This window comes from Pseudomonas sp. Pseusp49 (genome assembly GCF_059491875.1).
The window spans coordinates 2,207,504-2,222,139 of the sequence record NZ_CP168514.1; the positions used below are offsets into that span (position 1 = coordinate 2,207,504).

Below are 14,636 nucleotides of genomic sequence, written 5' to 3' on the forward strand. Positions count from 1 at the left end.
TGATCCATGTCCAACCGTGATATATCCCGGCGCTCGTTCCTTCAGGGCGGGCTGGTAGCGGGCGTGAGCGTGACGCTCACGCCGTTGAGCAACCAGGCGCTGGCCGCCTTGATGGAAAACAGCGTGACCGTGCCGTCCGAGCAGTGGCTCGGCAACAATGGCAAGGCGCGCGCCCGTAACGATGCCTTGTCCAAGGTCTGCGGCAGCAAAGTCTTTGCCCGCGACATCCGCGCCAAGGACATGCCGGGCTGGCCGCAGCAGCAAGGCCACGCCATGCTGCTGAAAACCATCAAGGCCGACCACATCTTCGCAGGCATCGACCTGTCGTGGCTGGGTGCCGAGTTGCAGCCGGACCGCATCGTCACCGCCGAAGACCTGGTCAAGGACGGTATCGTGTTCCCTGAGGAGCACGCCCCGGATCCACTGTTGCCGGCCGGCAAGGTGCCGATGTTCATCGGTCATCCGGTGGCGATCCTGATCTGGAACGACTTCGAGCGCTTCCGTCAGGCCAAGAATCAGCTCAAGTTCAATGACAAGGCCATCCGCTACGGCGATAAAGTGCCGTTCTACGAAGGCGATCCTTACGGCAGCTTCCGCTATGTGCGCGTCGGCGGTGCGACCTCGGCCGACGAAGACGAGTTCGCCAGCCTCAAGGATTCGATCCTGTTCCCGATGCTGAAAAACCGTCGTCCGGTGTGGAATTCCCAGCCGAACCTGCACGGCAACCTGACCGAGCGCGGGTTGTTCTACGCCGACCGCATGAAGCAGCAGATCGATACGCCGCCGGACAACTGGCTGGTGTTCGACGAGCGCTACAAGACCCCGTCGATCGAACCGGCTGCCCTTGAGCCGGACAACGGCAACGGCTGGTACGACCCGGCCACCAAGACCCTGCATTTCGTCGTCGCCACCCAGTGCCCGCTGGAAGCCGCGACCGAGACGGCGAAGATGATCGCGCCGTCGCGTTTCGGCCTGGCCAACCTGAACATGCACCCGGGTTACACCGTCGGTTATGGCTCGAAAGACCACAACATTTTCGTCTACTACGCAGCGCTGGCCGCGCTGTACGGCGCCGGTGTGCCGGTGCGCCTGGCCAACGACCGCTACGAGCAGTTCCAGAGCGGCATCAAGCGTCACCCGTTCGACATTCGCTACCAGCTGGCGGTGGACAAGAACGACCACAGCTTCAAGATCTTCCGCGCTGAAATGAGTGTCGACGGTGGCGGGCGAATCAACTACAGCCCGTCGGTGGCGGCGGTGGGCGCCACGGCTGCGCAATCGATCTATTACATGCCGCAGAACGACCTGCAGGTCACGGCTTACCATTCCCGCGCGGTAGAAGCCGGGTCGATGCGTGGCTACGGCACCCTGCAGAGCATGGCGTCGACCGAAATGATGGTCGACGAAATCGCCGATCGCCTGGGTATCGATGCCATTGAACTGCGCCGCAAAAATGCGCTGCGCTCGGGCATGAAAAACACCCAGGGCGCGATTCCGGCCGGTGCCTTGCGCCTGCACGAGATTCTCGACAAGGCGGCTGTCCACGAGGTCTGGAAAAACCGCGACGCGATCAAGAAGCAACGCGAAGCCGCCGATCCGGACAACTGGTACGGGGTGGGTTTCGCCATCTGCCAGAAAGACTTCGGCACCGGTTCCGAAGCGCCGATGGCCAGCATTGAATTCACCGCCGAAGGTCGCATCAGCCTGCGCCACATCGGTATCGAGATCGGCACCGGCATGTCGACCTCGCAGGCCATGGTCGTGGCCGACTTCCTCGGTGTCCCGGCGCACGAAGTGAAGACCGGTGAAACCGAATGGAAAGAGTTGCAGCTGACCAGCAGCGGCAACCCGTACATCATGAGCCAGGCCGAACAGGACAATGTCCTGCGCAACCCGCGTTGGGTCGGCAAGGTGGCTTCGGCATCGTCGGCCACCAACTCGGCGTACTACTTCAGCCACGCCACCCGTGAAGCCGCGCGCGTGCTGTTCAACCACGGCCTGTGGCCGGCGGCGCTGGAGATCTGGCGCCAAGGCCCTTACGGCGGTCAGGCCAACCCTTACGTGGTGCGCCGCGAAGACGCCCATTGGGTCGACGGCAAGCTCACCGCCAACGGCATGGAACCCCTGCCGTTCGCCATGCTGGCCAAGCGTGTTCACGAGCGCGGCCTGGTGAGCGGCGCCACGGTGCACGGTTTCAACCGCTGGAGCTGGGCCGAGGCCGAGTTCAGCATCGACGGCGTGCGTGAGCGCTTGCCGCTCGATGGCCTGGCCGTGAAGTACGGCGACGGTGCACCGAAAGCGAAGAAGGCGCAGATGAACAGCGCCGGTTTCCATTTGCTGGACCGGCAGAACATCGCCTACCCGGCAACCCAGTTGAACAACGCGGCGGTGACGTACTACAGCCCGGTGGCGACGCTGGTGGAAGTGAAGGTCAACAAGGGTTCGAACGAAGTGTCGGTACTCAACCATCACTCGTGGGTCGAGTGCGGTCGTGTGCTGGTGCCGGAACTGGTCAAGGGCCAGCTCGAAGGCGGCATCGCCATGGGCATCGGCCATGCGCTGATGGAAGAAATGCCGCTGTACGAAGGCGGGCCGGGGGAGGGTGACTGGAACTTCAACCGTTACCGCCTGCCAATGGCGCGCCACGTCGCGGTGTGGAAGCAGACGGCGGAGATCCTGCCGCCACTCTCGCCAAGCGACCCGTCCAAGGGCATTGCCGAAGTGGTGATGATTCCGGTGGTCGGTGCCATCGGCAATGCCGTGGCCCATGCCATCGGTAAACGTGTCCGCGACCTGCCTATCACTTCTGCACGCATCAAGGAGGCCCTCAATGGCTAACCGTCCGCTTCAACTGACCCTCAACGGTCAATCCGTCGGCCCGGTGGACATCCCTGATGACCTGCCGATGATCGACTACCTGCACGAATACAAGAACCTCACCGGTTCGCGCCTGGGCTGCGGCCAGGGCATCTGCCACGCCTGCGTGGTGATCGTCGACAACCCCGACGGCACCAGCGAAGAAGTTCGCACCTGCATCACCGGTGCGCACTATTTCGAAGGCAAGAAAGTACGGACCATCGAAGGCCATGCGACCCGCGACGAGCAAGGCAAGGTCACCGAGCTGAACCCGATCCAGCAGCGCTTCGTCGATGAATTCGCCTTCCAGTGCAGCTACTGCGCGCCGGGCTTCGTGAATGCCGCGACCGTGCTGGTGGAAAAGCTGCAGCGTCAGCCGATCGTCAAAAGCCAGCTGGAAAAAGTCATCGAGGACAGCCTCGGTCATCACATCTGCCGTTGCACCGGGTACGTGCGCTACTACAGCGCCACCCGCAACGTGCTGACCGATCTCGGCCTGGTCAAGGAGGGTTAAGCATGAAGTCACTATTGTCCCGCCTGACGCTGGCGGTCGGCCTGGCTGCGCCTGTGTTGCTGGCCCATGCCGATGAGGCGCAGGTCAAGCAAGGCCAGTACCTTGCCCGCGCCGCCGATTGCATGGCCTGCCACACCGCGCCGGGTGGCGCGCCCTATGCGGGCGGCCTGCCGATCGTGTCGCCGTTCGGCACGATCTACGGCACCAACATTACCCCGAGCAAAGAGCACGGCATCGGCCTGTACAGCGATGACGAGTTCTTCGCCGCGCTGACCGAAGGCAAGCGCCGCGATGGCGCGAACCTGTATCCGGCGATGCCGTACACCTCGTATCACCTGATGCCGCGCGCCGATTCCGACGCGATCCATGCCTACCTGAAAACCGTCGAGCCGATCGAGCGCGCCGCCCCGGTCACCCGCCTGAGCTTCCCGTTCAACGTGCGCCAGGGCCTGATGGGCTGGAACATGATGTACGGCAAGGACGTGAAGCTGGAGCCAGCTGAAGGCAAAAGCGAAGCCTGGAAGCGCGGCCAGTACATGGTCGACGTGCTCGGTCACTGCGGCGAGTGCCACACCCCGCGCGGCCTGCCGGGTGCGATGCAGCAGGACAAGCGCATGACCGGCGGCATTCTCAATGGTTATCTCGCACCAAGCCTGCTGGCTAACGACCTGGCAGCCCGTGGCTGGAACCATCAGGACCTGAGCTCGTTCCTCAAGCACGGCATGAGCGCCCAGGGCACGATGTTCAACGAGATGTTCCCGGTGTTCCACAACAGCACCCAGGGCCTGAGCGATCCGGATCTGGCGGCCATGGCGACCTTCCTGCTCGGCGATCAGCCGCCAGCGGCGAAAGTGCTCACCGAAGTGCCGTTGGACAAGCTGAGCCCGAGTGCCCAGCGTGGCCGTCAGGAATATTTGAACGTCTGCGCCGGTTGCCATGCGCCGGGCGGCGAGGGCAAGCCGCACATCGCCGTCGCCATGCGCGGCAACACCACGCTGCGCCTGGAAGACCCGCGCAACCTGGTGCGGGTGATCGACGACGGTATCGGTGAGCAGAAGTTCTCCGGGTTCGAGCACATGCAGCCGATGCCGGGCTTCGCCGAGAAGTTGAGCGACGGGCAACTCACGGATCTGCTGAACTACCTGCGTCAGGGCTGGGGCGGTCAGCCCAATGACCTGGCGGTGAACGACGTGCAGAAGTTGCGGGCCGATGCGCCGCCGCTCGAGCACAAGGCGCACTGATATGCAGCATCTCGATCTGCAAGTGGTGCGCCGGGCGCTGGAGTGGTCGACGGCCGGTCAGCGTATCTGGCTGTGTACAGTGCTGGCAACTTACGGCTCGGCACCGCGCGCACCGGGTTCGTTGCTGGCGGTGAACGCTGACGGGCACTGGATTGGCTCGCTGTCCGGTGGCTGTGTCGAGGAAGACTTTCTCGAGCGAGTCGCCGAGGGCGCGTTTCTGCAGCCGGTCAGCGTCGTTCGCTACGGCGAAGGCGACGACCCACGCTCGCGCGTCAGCCTGCCCTGTGGCGGGGTGCTGGACGTGCTGGTCGAGAAGCTTGACGCCGAATGTGACGTGCAGGCGCATTTGCGCGAGCTGGAGTCGGCGCTGTTGGGTCGACGTCGGTTGATCCGCGAAGTCGATCTGCAAAGCGGTGCGCGCAGCCTGTTCGATGATCGTGAGCAGGGTGTGCGCATCGAGCGTGAGATCGACCGCGTGCGTGTGCGTGTCGGCGCGGCCCAGCGTCTGCTGCTGGCCGGGTATTCCAGTGTGGCTCAGGCCTGCGCGGAGTTTGCCGTGGGCCTGGGTTTTGAGGTGATTCTGTGCGATCCGCGGGACGAAGTGCTGGAAGGCGTCGTGCTGGATAACGTGGAGATTCGCCGCCAACTGCCGTCGGTGTTCATCGCCGACGGCGGCTGCCACAGCGACACGGCGGTGGTGGCGTTGACCCACGACCCGCGTATCGATGACCTGGCGATGATGGAGGCGGTGCGCACCGAGGCGTTCTATATCGGTGTGATGGGCTCCATGCAGACCTCGCAGAAGCGCTTCGAGCGCTTGCGGCGCATCGGCGGTCTGGGGGAGGTCGAGTTGGGGCGGATTCATGCGCCAATCGGGCTGAACCTGGGCAGCAAGACGCCGGCGGAGATTGCCCTGGCGGTGCTGGCGGATATCCTGCGGATTCGCAGCGGTATTGCGCGGGACCGGCTTTAAGATCAAAAGATCGCAGCCTGCGGCAGCTCCTACAAGGATCATGGTTCCTGTAGGAGCTGCCGCAGGCTGCGATCTTTTGTTGTAAAGGTCAGTACCCGAATTTGTCCCGCAATCCGTAATACCACGCACCCAATGCCGCAAACGGCGTACGCAGCAACTGTCCGCCAGGGAACGGGTAGTGGGGCAGGTCGGCAAACGCGTCAAAACGCTCGGCCTGGCCGCGCAACGCTTCGGCCAGTACCTTGCCCACCAGGTGCGTGTAGGTCACGCCATGGCCGCTGCAGCCCTGGGAGTAGGAGCTGCCGCAGGCTGCGATCTTTTGCTTTAACGGTCAATAACCAAATTTATCCCGCAATCCGTAATACCAGGCACCCAATGCCGCAAACGGCGTACGCAGCATTTGTCCGCCAGGGAACGGGTAGTGGGGCAGGTCGGCAAACGCGTCAAAACGCTCGGCCTGGCCGCGCAACGCTTCGGCCAGTACCTTGCCCGCCAGGTGCATGTAGGTCACGCCATGGCCGCTGCAGCCCTGGGAGTAGGAGCTGCCGCAGGCTGCGATCTTTTGTTTTAACGGTCAATAACCAAATTTATCCCGTAATCCGTAATACCACGCACCCAATGCCGCAAACGGCGTACGCAGCAACTGTCCGCCGGGGAACGGGTAGTGGGGCTGGTCGGCAAACGCGTCAAAACGCTCGGCCTGGCCGCGCAACGCTTCGGCCAGCACCTTGCCCGCCAGGTGCGTGTAAGTCACGCCATGGCCGCTGCAGCCCAGGGAGTAGGAGCTGCCGCAGGCTGCGATCTTTTGCTTTAACGGTCAGTACCCGAACTTGTCCCGCAATCCGTAATACCACGCACCCAACGCCGCAAACGGCGTACGCAGCATTTGTCCGCCAGGGAACGGGTAGTGGGGCAGGTCGGCAAATGCGTCAAAACGCTCGGCCTGGCCGCGCAAAGCTTCGGCCAGCACCTTGCCCGCCAGGTGCGTGTACGTCACGCCATGGCCGCTGCAGCCCTGGGAGTAGTAGATGTTGTCGCCCAGGCGTCCGACCTGCGGCAGGCGCGACAGGGTCAGCAGGAAGTTACCGGTCCACGCATAATCGATCTTCACGTCCTTGAGTTGCGGGAAGGCCTTGAGCATCTTCGGTCGAATGATCGCTTCGATGTTCGCCGGATCCCGCGCGCCGTACACCACGCCGCCGCCGAAAATCAGGCGCTTGTCACCGCTGAGGCGGTAGTAGTCGAGCAGGTAATTGCAGTCTTCGACGCAGTAGTCCTGAGGCAGCAGAGTCCTGGCCAGTTCTTCGCCCAGGGGCTCGGTGGTAATCACCTGCGTGCCGCAAGGCATCGACTTGGCGGCCAGTTCCGGCACCAGGTTACCCAGATAAGCGTTGCCGGCGACGATGATGAATTTGGCGCGGACCTTACCCTGCGGCGTGTGCACCACCGGATTCGCACCGCGCTCGATACGCACGGCCGGCGACTGCTCGTAGATCGTCCCGCCCAGGGATTCGACCGCCGCCGCTTCACCCAGCGCCAGGTTGAGCGGATGAATGTGGCCGCCACTCATGTCCAGCATGCCGCCGACATACTGATCACACGCCACCACTTCGCGAATGCGCCGTTGATCCATCAACTCGAGCTGGGTATGGCCGAATCGCTCCCACAGGCGCTTCTGCGACTCCAGATGACCCATCTGCTTGGCGGTCATCGCGGCGAACACGCCACCGTCCTTCAGATCGCACTGGATGTTGTACCTGGCGACCCGCTCACGAATGATCCGGCCACCTTCAAACGCCATCTGCCCCAGCAACTGAGCCTGCTTGGGGCCGACCGTGCGCTCGATGACATCGATGTCGCGGCTATAACTGTTAACGATCTGCCCGCCATTACGCCCGGACGCCCCGAAACCCACCTTGGCGGCCTCAAGCACCGTGACCTTGAAACCGTTCTCCAGCAGAAACAGGGCAGAGGACAGCCCCGTGTAACCGGCGCCAATCACACAGACATCGGTCTCGACGTCATCCTGCAACGCCGGGCGCGGCGGAACCGCATTGGCCGATGCGGCGTAATAGGATTCTGGGTAGGGGGTGTTAGCCATCCTGCAGCCTCTGTTTAATATATTTTACGAGTGTGTTGATCCTACCCGAGTTGAAAATCGCCCGCCAGCCACCCGGAAAATCTTCTTTGTACCGGCAAAATTAAATATTTTGCATATTCATAGGGTTAGCGCGAAAAAAGGTGTTGACACCCCTCCGGAATTCCGTAGAATGCCGCCTCACAGCAGGCACGTAGCTCAGTTGGTTAGAGCACCACCTTGACATGGTGGGGGTCGTTGGTTCGAGTCCAATCGCGCCTACCAAACAAAATCCGCTCTGCTGGGCGGTCTAGAGGGGTTACCGGAAACGGTAACCCCTTTTTGCTTTCTGCGATTTGCAAAACTTTTGCAAAACTTTTGCAAAACTCCCACCTCAGAACGCCAATTCGGCGCCCACCTCCAGGTACTCGATCTTCTTTTCGTCGTGCCCCTCCTGATAGTGCTTCGTCATTTTCTCATCAGCATGGCCCATCAGCGCCTGGATGTATTCCTGTGGGAAATTTTGCTGCTCGTACAGCCATGCCCCTAAAGCGCGAATCTCGTGAAAAGTGGGGCGCTCGCCGGCCGGCACGTGGTCGTAGGCGTGCGCCGCATCCCTGGCCTTGCTGAACTCCTTGGTCAGATAGTCCGGGGTCACCGACGTCCAATGGTCCTTTGCATCGATCTGTTCCCGGCGCCTGGCTTTCGGCTTGTAGTGGATGAGGTACGGCGACACCAGCGGCGATCGCAAGCACTCACCGACAACCTCACGCAGTGCCGCTCCCATGGTGATTTTCAGGTGGACCGGGTTTTCGTAGCCCTGGGTCTTCCCGGGCGATACCGTCAGCGTGTTCTTGTCCATGTCCACAGCCGACTTCAGCCAGGTCACGATGTCCTCGCGGCGCTGAAGGCTGGCCAGTGCAAGACGAATGGCACGCTTTAGCCAGGGCGGCGTGGTCGCCGCGTCAATGATCGTCTTCAGTCCGTCGAGCGTGTGCCGCTGGCGCTTCTTCTCCGCTTCCTTCTTCACCAGGGTCAGCTCGGCGTTGTTGCGCTCGGCCAGTCCCTTGGCAACCGCGAAGGCGAAGATTTGCACCCACAACCCTCGGTGCTTCGTGTAGGCGTTGTTGCTGAACTGGTCCAGGTATTCAGCCATAGCCAGCACGTCCATTTGCCCAATGAGGCGGTCGCCCAGGTCCTGCCGGTACCGCCCGATCTTGAATTTGATTTCCTCCAGGGTGCGGGAGGCGTAGCCCTTGTCCGGCAGCCACTCGTCCGTGAAGCGCTGCAGCAGGTTGCTGACGATCGGCAGTCGATCCCCGGTCAGGACGGCAAGCAGCGAGCCGTCGTCCACTACCAGTTCCGCGAACTTCAAGTTTGCCGCCCTGGCCAACTTGATCGCCTCTTCCAGTGGGCGGTTGATGCTGGTCATCACACCGGTGACGGGGTTGCGGTACCGCCAATACTTACCGTTCGGGTAGAGGTTTGGCGGTAGCTTCTTGTTCTGAAGCGTGCGCGGCCGGGCAGCCATCAGCCGATCTCCAGCATTTTGGCCAGCAGCGGGTCGCTCGACCCCATGATTGCCGCCTGCACATCCACGAAATACATCCCGCCCTTTACCTCTCCGATCACTTCGCCTTCCTCAATCCATTTTTTCAACTGCTGCAGGCTCGGCTTTCCGCCGACGTACCGCAGCTTCCTGTATTCGCCTGCCTCCATGAGGCGCGGCAACTTGACCGTAATTTGGGCCAGGACTTTTGCCATGATGATGCTCCATGCTGCACGTGGCGGCAGAAGGTGGTTATTGGGTGGCTTTGGCAAGGATGGCGTCTGCGATCTTCATCGCGGCCTGGGCCTCGGTGACATAGGCAGGATCGAAACCGCCGCACAGGTGGATGGTTGCCTGGCAGGCGCGCAGGTTCTCGCGGGTGAGCTTCAACGCTGCGACCAGCTCTTCGGACAGAGCACGTTCTTCTCGGGCGATATCCCAGAAGCGTTGACCACAGTGTCCGGCCGGTGGTGGGTTCAGGTTCTTTACTCCGAAGGCCATCGCCCCCACGACCGAATCAAGCAAGTCGCGCTTGTAGACGTTGTCGCCGTCGATACTCAGGCCGCGTCGGCGCAGGGTTGAAAGCACCTCATTGAGGTCCAGGCCCTTGTCCTGCAGCACAATGTCGAGCTCTGGCTTTTTTGGTGTGTAGATGACCAAGCAGAGTTTGGCGTCGGGCGGCAGGCTGGCGCTGATCTTCTCCAGTGCATCGCTTGCGGTTTCGTGGAATCGGTTTAATGCGGACATGCGAAATCCTCTCCCGCCGTTTATCGGCAGGCTGGTAGGTGGATTGTGAAATCAGATGAGGGGCGTCAGGTGAGCTGAGCGGGTGAGCTACGGTTTATTGGTTCGCCTCGCCAGTTGCGTACACGCTTTCTCCCCTGAGGTGACTGGCGAGGTGAGCTCTTACCGCCGCGGCCCCTTGTAGATGAGCCAGAACATGTAGAGCGGGGCGAAGATCATGGAGCTTCCTTCTGGCCGAGGTCTGCCAGTGAAAACACAATTCCGCGGCAGTAGTGGTCCTCTCCATCCAGCACATCGAAGGTCGAGTGGGGAACGTCCGTTGAGTAGGTCCATGAATAACCTTCCTCCTTGCACCAGAGCGCCTCGATCTTTCTGGCCAAGGGTTTGCGCTTGAAGTACTTCTCAAGCTCTTCGTCATCCTCGATGTTCTCCCGCTCGGGTAGCAGGCCTTGGTCATCGATCAACGCGACTCCGCCGTCGTAGCAGCCAAACTCGTCGCGGATAGCGCCTTCGAATTCCATCAGGTCATCGCTGGCGCCGAAAACGATCACCAGGCCGGCAGCCTTGGCGGCCTCAATCTGGTCCTTTGCGATGCTTCGATGCGCTGGGTACTGAATGCCGTCCAGCAGGGCGGCTAGGTATTCTTTGAGCATGACTTCGTCCTTGCCGCTATAGCGGCTGACTTTGCAGGGGGAGGGTTAGGGGGGGGCTTTCGACCTGTCTGGTCAAAGGGTATTGTCACAGTCCCAGTGAAAGGATCAGTACAAAATGGAAAAAGACGAGACAGCTCTCGCCATCAAACGTGCACAGCAAGTGCTTGATACCGCTTACTTTGGGCTAAAATTCTTGAAAAACGGGCATCCATCGGAGAGGTCTGCAGGTTTAAGAAATGTACTGGTCTTTGGAAGGTCGGTAACGTTCGTGATTCAGAATCTGAAATCTATTGTTGGTGAGCAAAGATTTAATAATTGGTATGCCCCTCATCAAGATTTGATGCGCGCCGATCCGTTGATGCGATATTTCGTGGAAGCGAGAAATAATCTGGAAAAGCAAGGTCGTCTTGATGTCGCTACTTCAGGCTATATCAAAAGTTTTAATTCAGGTGATTTGGCGAAATTAGAAAAGCCTCCGTTTGATGCGACTTCATTTGTTATGGGGGATGAAAATGGTTGCTCAGGCTGGGAAATGGACCTTGGTCATGGTGAATCTATTATGTATTACGTCGAAATTCCAAAATCTATAGGTGAATTTAAACAGGTTTTCCATAGCCTGCCAGATAATATCCCCGGTGAATTGAAGGACCTATCTGTTGACAAATTGTGTGAAATTTATCTCGGGAAACTATCCAGTCTTCTTGCCGCAGCGAAGAAAGAGTTTCTGTTAACCCCAAAAGAACGGCCGTATCTCCGTTTGGTTAAGTAGTGAAATTTTAAGCTGCGGCTGACTTCGAAGGAAGAGAGAGTGAGTTAGAGCGGGGTGGAGTGCAGATGTACTCCTTTCGGGAAGTCTGCTGCTATTCCTGACGCAGCGCTGCCTGGACAGCCTCGACGATGCGGCGCAGGTACGTGTATTCGCGGTTTTCCTCGACAGCCCAGTCGTCGACTGGGTAATGCCATTCATCACCGAACAACTCGGTCAGCAGCTTGCTGTGATGCCAGCACTCGTTTGGCGACTCGACGCTACGCAGAACATCGATGTCATGCCAAAGCTCGTAGGCTTCACCTTTGCTCAGTTCGCCCAGTTCCCAGTCATGGCGCCCGGTCTGTTGCCGGCGGCGCTGGACGATGCACTTTTTGGCGAAGGTATAGAGGGCGTCACCGCTGAATCGCGTGCTGCTGATCCCGCGATCCAGGCAGTTCAACACGTAGTCCCAGCCGCAGTTGGTGACGAAATCCGCGACGGTGCGCGGCCCCATGCCGCCCCAGTAAGCGTTCCAGCTCTTGTCCCAGCAGTTGATCGTGATCTTGCCCTGGGCGGTCTGGTAGTTCGGGTCTGACTCGATAGGGCAGTCGCGCCGGCCAAAGTCTTCGAGGAACACGGTGATTGGGTCGAGCCGCAGTGCGCCGGTGATCACCAGCTTTGTCACTGTCGAGCGCTCAACCTGCAGCGGCTCGGTCGGTTTGTTTTCTGTGGGCATGGAGAAGCCTCGGCGGTATATTTGGCGCTTTGTCCTCTGTCAGGTGAGGGAGAGCATGACAAATGCGTCAACGATTAGGGTTTATCATTTTTGCAATCAAGAATATGGCTTGCAAAACATTGAAAGATCTAGGCTGAAAGTTGCAACGGTTATGGATTTAAATGATCCATTTGAAATGATGTGCTACTCCTCTCCTGAGGCCGATATGAGGAAAGCCATTTCTTATTTCAAAAGACGTGTGGCTGAACTGTATGGGATGTTATGTTTTAGTAAAACCTATGTTAGCCCCGTTCAGTGGGGGCATTATGGAGACAGGCATAAGGGATTATGCTTGGCATTCGATGTAAGCACCGAGGATCTACACATAGTTGAGTATCGACGCGGCCGTATGCAGTTTTCTCCCGAGACCTTCATCAAAAAGTCAAAAGATGAACGTTCTGAAATTATGTTAAGACAGCTGCGTATAAAGCACTCTGAATGGTCGTATGAGAAGGAAGTTCGCCAAATTTTCCTATTGTCTGGAACGGAAAAAAGTGGCGAACTTTATTTCAAACCATTTTCGGAGATCGGTAAGTTGCGTCAGGTGATACTGGGTTGTAATTCTTCGGTATCGAGAGAGCAGCTAAAGCGTTCGTTGGGAGAAAGCTACGGCGAAGTTGAGTGCTTTAAGGTAAGAACTGCATTTAAAAACTACAAAATCGTTAGAAATCTGGACGATAGTCTTTGGCAGTAATGGGAAGCTGAGCAGAGCTACATATCCGCCTTATGGGTTACGCTGCTTTAACTTGGTATGTTGCTTGCCGCCATGGGTCATTCGCCCTAGCCAGCGCTGCCATCGGTGGTGGGCTGACGCTGTTCCCGCACATGTGCACCTGCTGGGTTTTGGTGAATGGTTTTCCGTCGGCACCGTGACCGATGATGTAGTCAGAGGGAAAGCCCTGGGCCTTGTACAGCTCGGCTGGTTGCAGCATCCGCAGGCAGATATCGACGATGACGTAGGGCGTGCCCTTGATCGTTACGGTAACCAGTCCCAGCCGATCCTTGGTGGTGATTGTTGGTGCTGGCTCATTGGCGCCGCTCACGTTCTCGGTGCCGTAATAGCTGATCAGGAAAGCGGCGACTCGCAACGCGCCGTCCTCGTGGTCAGGGGACAGCTTGTATTCGATAAGTGCGTGGTGCTCGGCACCAGAGGTTATTGTCGGTACGAGTTCATCCAGCCCTCGGCCAATGCAGTTTTTACGCAGCGTTGCGAGATTCGCGGCTACCAGGTGCGCTGAAGCTATCGACCGGTGGTTCTGGGTCATCAGCGTTCCTGTTGGTTGCTCGATCGATACCGGTTTCCCTGCGTATTCGGGACCACCGACACCTACCAACACAGGGCTGGCCAGCGCAAACGAACCGCCGCGCGGCCAGGACGTTACGGTGCGCAGCGGTTCAAGCGATGACTGGACGCTTTCTCCGGACCAGTTCGCGATCGGCACTATGAACGGGTCGGCGGCATCGATGACGAACTTCTTCATGCCCTTGGCGATCCGGCGCAGGGTGGCCGGTGCCAGCGGCTTTGGCCGGTCGAAGATGCTCTTGCTTGGGATCGTCCAGTCGATGCACTCGGCAGCAGTCCGCCACTTCTTCTGGCCTTTAGTCGGGTGCTTGGCGTGGGTCGGCTCAGGCCACACGATAGGCTGGCCGTCGCAGCGGGCGATCATGAACAGACGTTCGCGGCTGGTTGGTGCGCCGTAGTCGCAAGCCTTGAGGATGTTCCACTCAACCACATAGTCCATGGCTTCCAGCAAGGCAATGAAGCGACGCCAGGTGCGACCGCGCCGAGCCGGATCTGGGACCAGGTACTGCTGTTCAACCGGAACGCGCTCACCTATCTGGGCAACGGTGCCGTCGAGTTTCATCACTCGGCCAGTTTTTTTGCAGCGCTTAGCGATCAGTGGACCCCATTGAAGTATCTGTTTCACGTTCTCGAGGCTTAGCACCCGCGGCTTCTTCTTGCCACCCCACTTCAGGCCGATCCACGATAGGCTGCGGATCTCGCGTTTGCGGGGTTGACCTGCGGAAGCTTGCGTGAAATGTGTGCAGTCCGGCGACATATGAAACCAGCCAACGGCCTTTCCGCCGCACTCGGTGTCCGGATCACCATCGAACACGTCGGTGGTGTAGTGCACTGCGCCCGGGTGATTCACTGTGTGCATGCTGATCGCCTGAGGGCTGTGGTTTTTCGCCACATTCACCGCGCGACCCAGGCCCATCTCCAGCCCGGTACCGGCGCCGCCGCCACCACAGAAGAAGTCGACAACGATCTCATCGTCCTGAGTGCTGAAGCCAAGTCCGTATTGGGTTTTGAAATCGAAGGGGTGTTTCTTCTGTTGTGCGGACATAGAGGATCCTCGCCGGCTGGCGTGATTCGTTGAAGTGGGGTATTTGTGTTCGGCCGGTATGGAGCCGGAAGGATATGTTCTTGGCTGACTGCAACGATGGGCGCTACGGCGCTCGCTCTCTAAGGGCGAGGCCCGAGCGATATACCTATGTGCTTCAA

13 protein-coding genes, 1 tRNA gene and 3 pseudogenes are annotated in these 14,636 nt (G+C 59.5%); 7 read left to right on the plus strand and 10 right to left on the minus strand.

The window, feature by feature from the left end:
* Positions 1–6: 6 nt before the first annotated feature.
* The 4 genes from ACEN83_RS09885 to ACEN83_RS09900 are packed head-to-tail and all read left to right on the plus strand — an operon-like array spanning position 7 to position 5,584.
* A complete protein-coding gene (locus ACEN83_RS09885; protein ID WP_495580132.1) occupies positions 7–2,838 on the plus strand; it encodes a xanthine dehydrogenase family protein molybdopterin-binding subunit in 2,832 nt (943 codons plus the stop codon).
* On the plus strand, positions 2,831–3,370 hold the full coding sequence (locus ACEN83_RS09890) for a (2Fe-2S)-binding protein (RefSeq protein WP_007982256.1): 540 nt from the start codon (positions 2,831–2,833) through the stop codon (positions 3,368–3,370). Before ACEN83_RS09885 ends, ACEN83_RS09890 begins: the two co-directional genes overlap by 8 nt.
* 2 nt (positions 3,371–3,372) lie before the next feature.
* Positions 3,373–4,611 (plus strand): c-type cytochrome, encoded by a 1,239-nt coding sequence (locus ACEN83_RS09895; RefSeq protein ID WP_495580133.1) that lies wholly within the window; start codon positions 3,373–3,375, stop codon positions 4,609–4,611.
* 1 nt (position 4,612) lies between these two features.
* The gene (locus ACEN83_RS09900) at positions 4,613–5,584 is read left to right on the plus strand and encodes an XdhC family protein (RefSeq protein ID WP_495580134.1); all 972 of its coding nucleotides are present in this window, start codon (positions 4,613–4,615) and stop codon (positions 5,582–5,584) included.
* An 88-nt stretch (positions 5,585–5,672) separates the two neighbouring features.
* Here the strand turns inward: ACEN83_RS09900 and ACEN83_RS09905 are convergent.
* The 4 genes and pseudogenes from ACEN83_RS09905 to ACEN83_RS09920 all read right to left on the minus strand — a co-directional run.
* A pseudogene (locus ACEN83_RS09905) lies at positions 5,673–5,879 on the minus strand (gamma-glutamylputrescine oxidoreductase); the annotation flags it as partial.
* A gap of 36 nt (positions 5,880–5,915) precedes the next feature.
* A pseudogene (locus tag ACEN83_RS09910) lies at positions 5,916–6,122 on the minus strand (gamma-glutamylputrescine oxidoreductase); the annotation flags it as partial.
* Between the two features lie 36 nt (positions 6,123–6,158).
* Positions 6,159–6,365 (minus strand): annotated as a pseudogene (locus ACEN83_RS09915) (gamma-glutamylputrescine oxidoreductase); the annotation flags it as partial.
* 36 nt (positions 6,366–6,401) lie between these two features.
* Entirely contained in the window at positions 6,402–7,685 is a 1,284-nt protein-coding gene (locus tag ACEN83_RS09920) for an NAD(P)/FAD-dependent oxidoreductase (protein ID WP_104449624.1), read from the minus strand.
* 184 nt (positions 7,686–7,869) lie between these two features.
* Between ACEN83_RS09920 and ACEN83_RS09925 the strand changes: the two genes are divergently transcribed.
* A tRNA-Val gene (locus tag ACEN83_RS09925) sits at positions 7,870–7,946 on the plus strand.
* Between the two features lie 109 nt (positions 7,947–8,055).
* Here the strand turns inward: ACEN83_RS09925 and ACEN83_RS09930 are convergent.
* From ACEN83_RS09930 to ACEN83_RS09945, 4 genes are all read right to left on the minus strand, one after another.
* Positions 8,056–9,192, minus strand: coding sequence for a tyrosine-type recombinase/integrase (locus ACEN83_RS09930; protein WP_495580135.1), 1,137 nt, complete (start codon positions 9,190–9,192; stop codon positions 8,056–8,058).
* Positions 9,192–9,425: a hypothetical protein gene (locus tag ACEN83_RS09935; protein WP_223511471.1), complete on the minus strand. Its 234-nt coding sequence runs from the start codon at positions 9,423–9,425 to the stop codon at positions 9,192–9,194. Before ACEN83_RS09935 ends, ACEN83_RS09930 begins: the two co-directional genes overlap by 1 nt.
* Before the next feature lie 37 nt (positions 9,426–9,462).
* Positions 9,463–9,957 (minus strand): hypothetical protein, encoded by a 495-nt coding sequence (locus ACEN83_RS09940; protein ID WP_495580136.1) that lies wholly within the window; start codon positions 9,955–9,957, stop codon positions 9,463–9,465.
* Between the two features lie 212 nt (positions 9,958–10,169).
* Complete coding sequence (locus ACEN83_RS09945; protein WP_495580137.1) at positions 10,170–10,607, minus strand: hypothetical protein; 438 nt, start codon at positions 10,605–10,607, stop codon at positions 10,170–10,172.
* A 115-nt stretch (positions 10,608–10,722) separates the two neighbouring features.
* Between ACEN83_RS09945 and ACEN83_RS09950 the strand changes: the two genes are divergently transcribed.
* The gene (locus ACEN83_RS09950) at positions 10,723–11,376 is read left to right on the plus strand and encodes an Ea47 family protein (protein WP_495580138.1); all 654 of its coding nucleotides are present in this window, start codon (positions 10,723–10,725) and stop codon (positions 11,374–11,376) included.
* Between the two features lie 91 nt (positions 11,377–11,467).
* On the opposite strand, the gene ACEN83_RS09955 is transcribed toward ACEN83_RS09950, so the two are convergent.
* A complete protein-coding gene (locus ACEN83_RS09955) occupies positions 11,468–12,091 on the minus strand; it encodes a phiTE_072 family protein (RefSeq protein WP_495580139.1) in 624 nt (207 codons plus the stop codon).
* 55 nt (positions 12,092–12,146) lie between these two features.
* On the opposite strand from ACEN83_RS09955, the gene ACEN83_RS09960 reads away from it, so the two are divergent.
* On the plus strand, positions 12,147–12,824 hold the full coding sequence (locus tag ACEN83_RS09960) for a DUF2971 domain-containing protein (RefSeq protein ID WP_495580140.1): 678 nt from the start codon (positions 12,147–12,149) through the stop codon (positions 12,822–12,824).
* A 37-nt stretch (positions 12,825–12,861) separates the two neighbouring features.
* Here the strand turns inward: ACEN83_RS09960 and ACEN83_RS09965 are convergent, their stop codons facing one another.
* Complete coding sequence (locus tag ACEN83_RS09965) at positions 12,862–14,478, minus strand: DNA cytosine methyltransferase (RefSeq protein ID WP_495580141.1); 1,617 nt, start codon at positions 14,476–14,478, stop codon at positions 12,862–12,864.
* Positions 14,479–14,636: the final 158 nt, after the last annotated feature.

Excerpts from the sequence above, each read along its gene's own strand:
- ACEN83_RS09885 (WP_495580132.1), top strand. The coding sequence starts at position 7 with ATGTCCAACCGTGATATATCCCGGCGCTCGTTCCTTCAGGGCGGGCTG.
- ACEN83_RS09890 (WP_007982256.1), top strand. The coding sequence starts at position 2,831 with ATGGCTAACCGTCCGCTTCAACTGACCCTCAACGGTCAATCCGTCGGC.
- ACEN83_RS09895 (WP_495580133.1), top strand. The coding sequence starts at position 3,373 with ATGAAGTCACTATTGTCCCGCCTGACGCTGGCGGTCGGCCTGGCTGCG.
- ACEN83_RS09900 (WP_495580134.1), top strand. The coding sequence starts at position 4,613 with ATGCAGCATCTCGATCTGCAAGTGGTGCGCCGGGCGCTGGAGTGGTCG.
- ACEN83_RS09920 (WP_104449624.1), bottom strand. The coding sequence starts at position 7,685 with ATGGCTAACACCCCCTACCCAGAATCCTATTACGCCGCATCGGCCAAT.
- ACEN83_RS09930 (WP_495580135.1), bottom strand. The coding sequence starts at position 9,192 with ATGGCTGCCCGGCCGCGCACGCTTCAGAACAAGAAGCTACCGCCAAAC.
- ACEN83_RS09935 (WP_223511471.1), bottom strand. The coding sequence starts at position 9,425 with ATGGCAAAAGTCCTGGCCCAAATTACGGTCAAGTTGCCGCGCCTCATG.
- ACEN83_RS09940 (WP_495580136.1), bottom strand. The coding sequence starts at position 9,957 with ATGTCCGCATTAAACCGATTCCACGAAACCGCAAGCGATGCACTGGAG.
- ACEN83_RS09945 (WP_495580137.1), bottom strand. The coding sequence starts at position 10,607 with ATGCTCAAAGAATACCTAGCCGCCCTGCTGGACGGCATTCAGTACCCA.
- ACEN83_RS09950 (WP_495580138.1), top strand. The coding sequence starts at position 10,723 with ATGGAAAAAGACGAGACAGCTCTCGCCATCAAACGTGCACAGCAAGTG.
- ACEN83_RS09955 (WP_495580139.1), bottom strand. The coding sequence starts at position 12,091 with ATGCCCACAGAAAACAAACCGACCGAGCCGCTGCAGGTTGAGCGCTCG.
- ACEN83_RS09960 (WP_495580140.1), top strand. The coding sequence starts at position 12,147 with ATGACAAATGCGTCAACGATTAGGGTTTATCATTTTTGCAATCAAGAA.
- ACEN83_RS09965 (WP_495580141.1), bottom strand. The coding sequence starts at position 14,478 with ATGTCCGCACAACAGAAGAAACACCCCTTCGATTTCAAAACCCAATAC.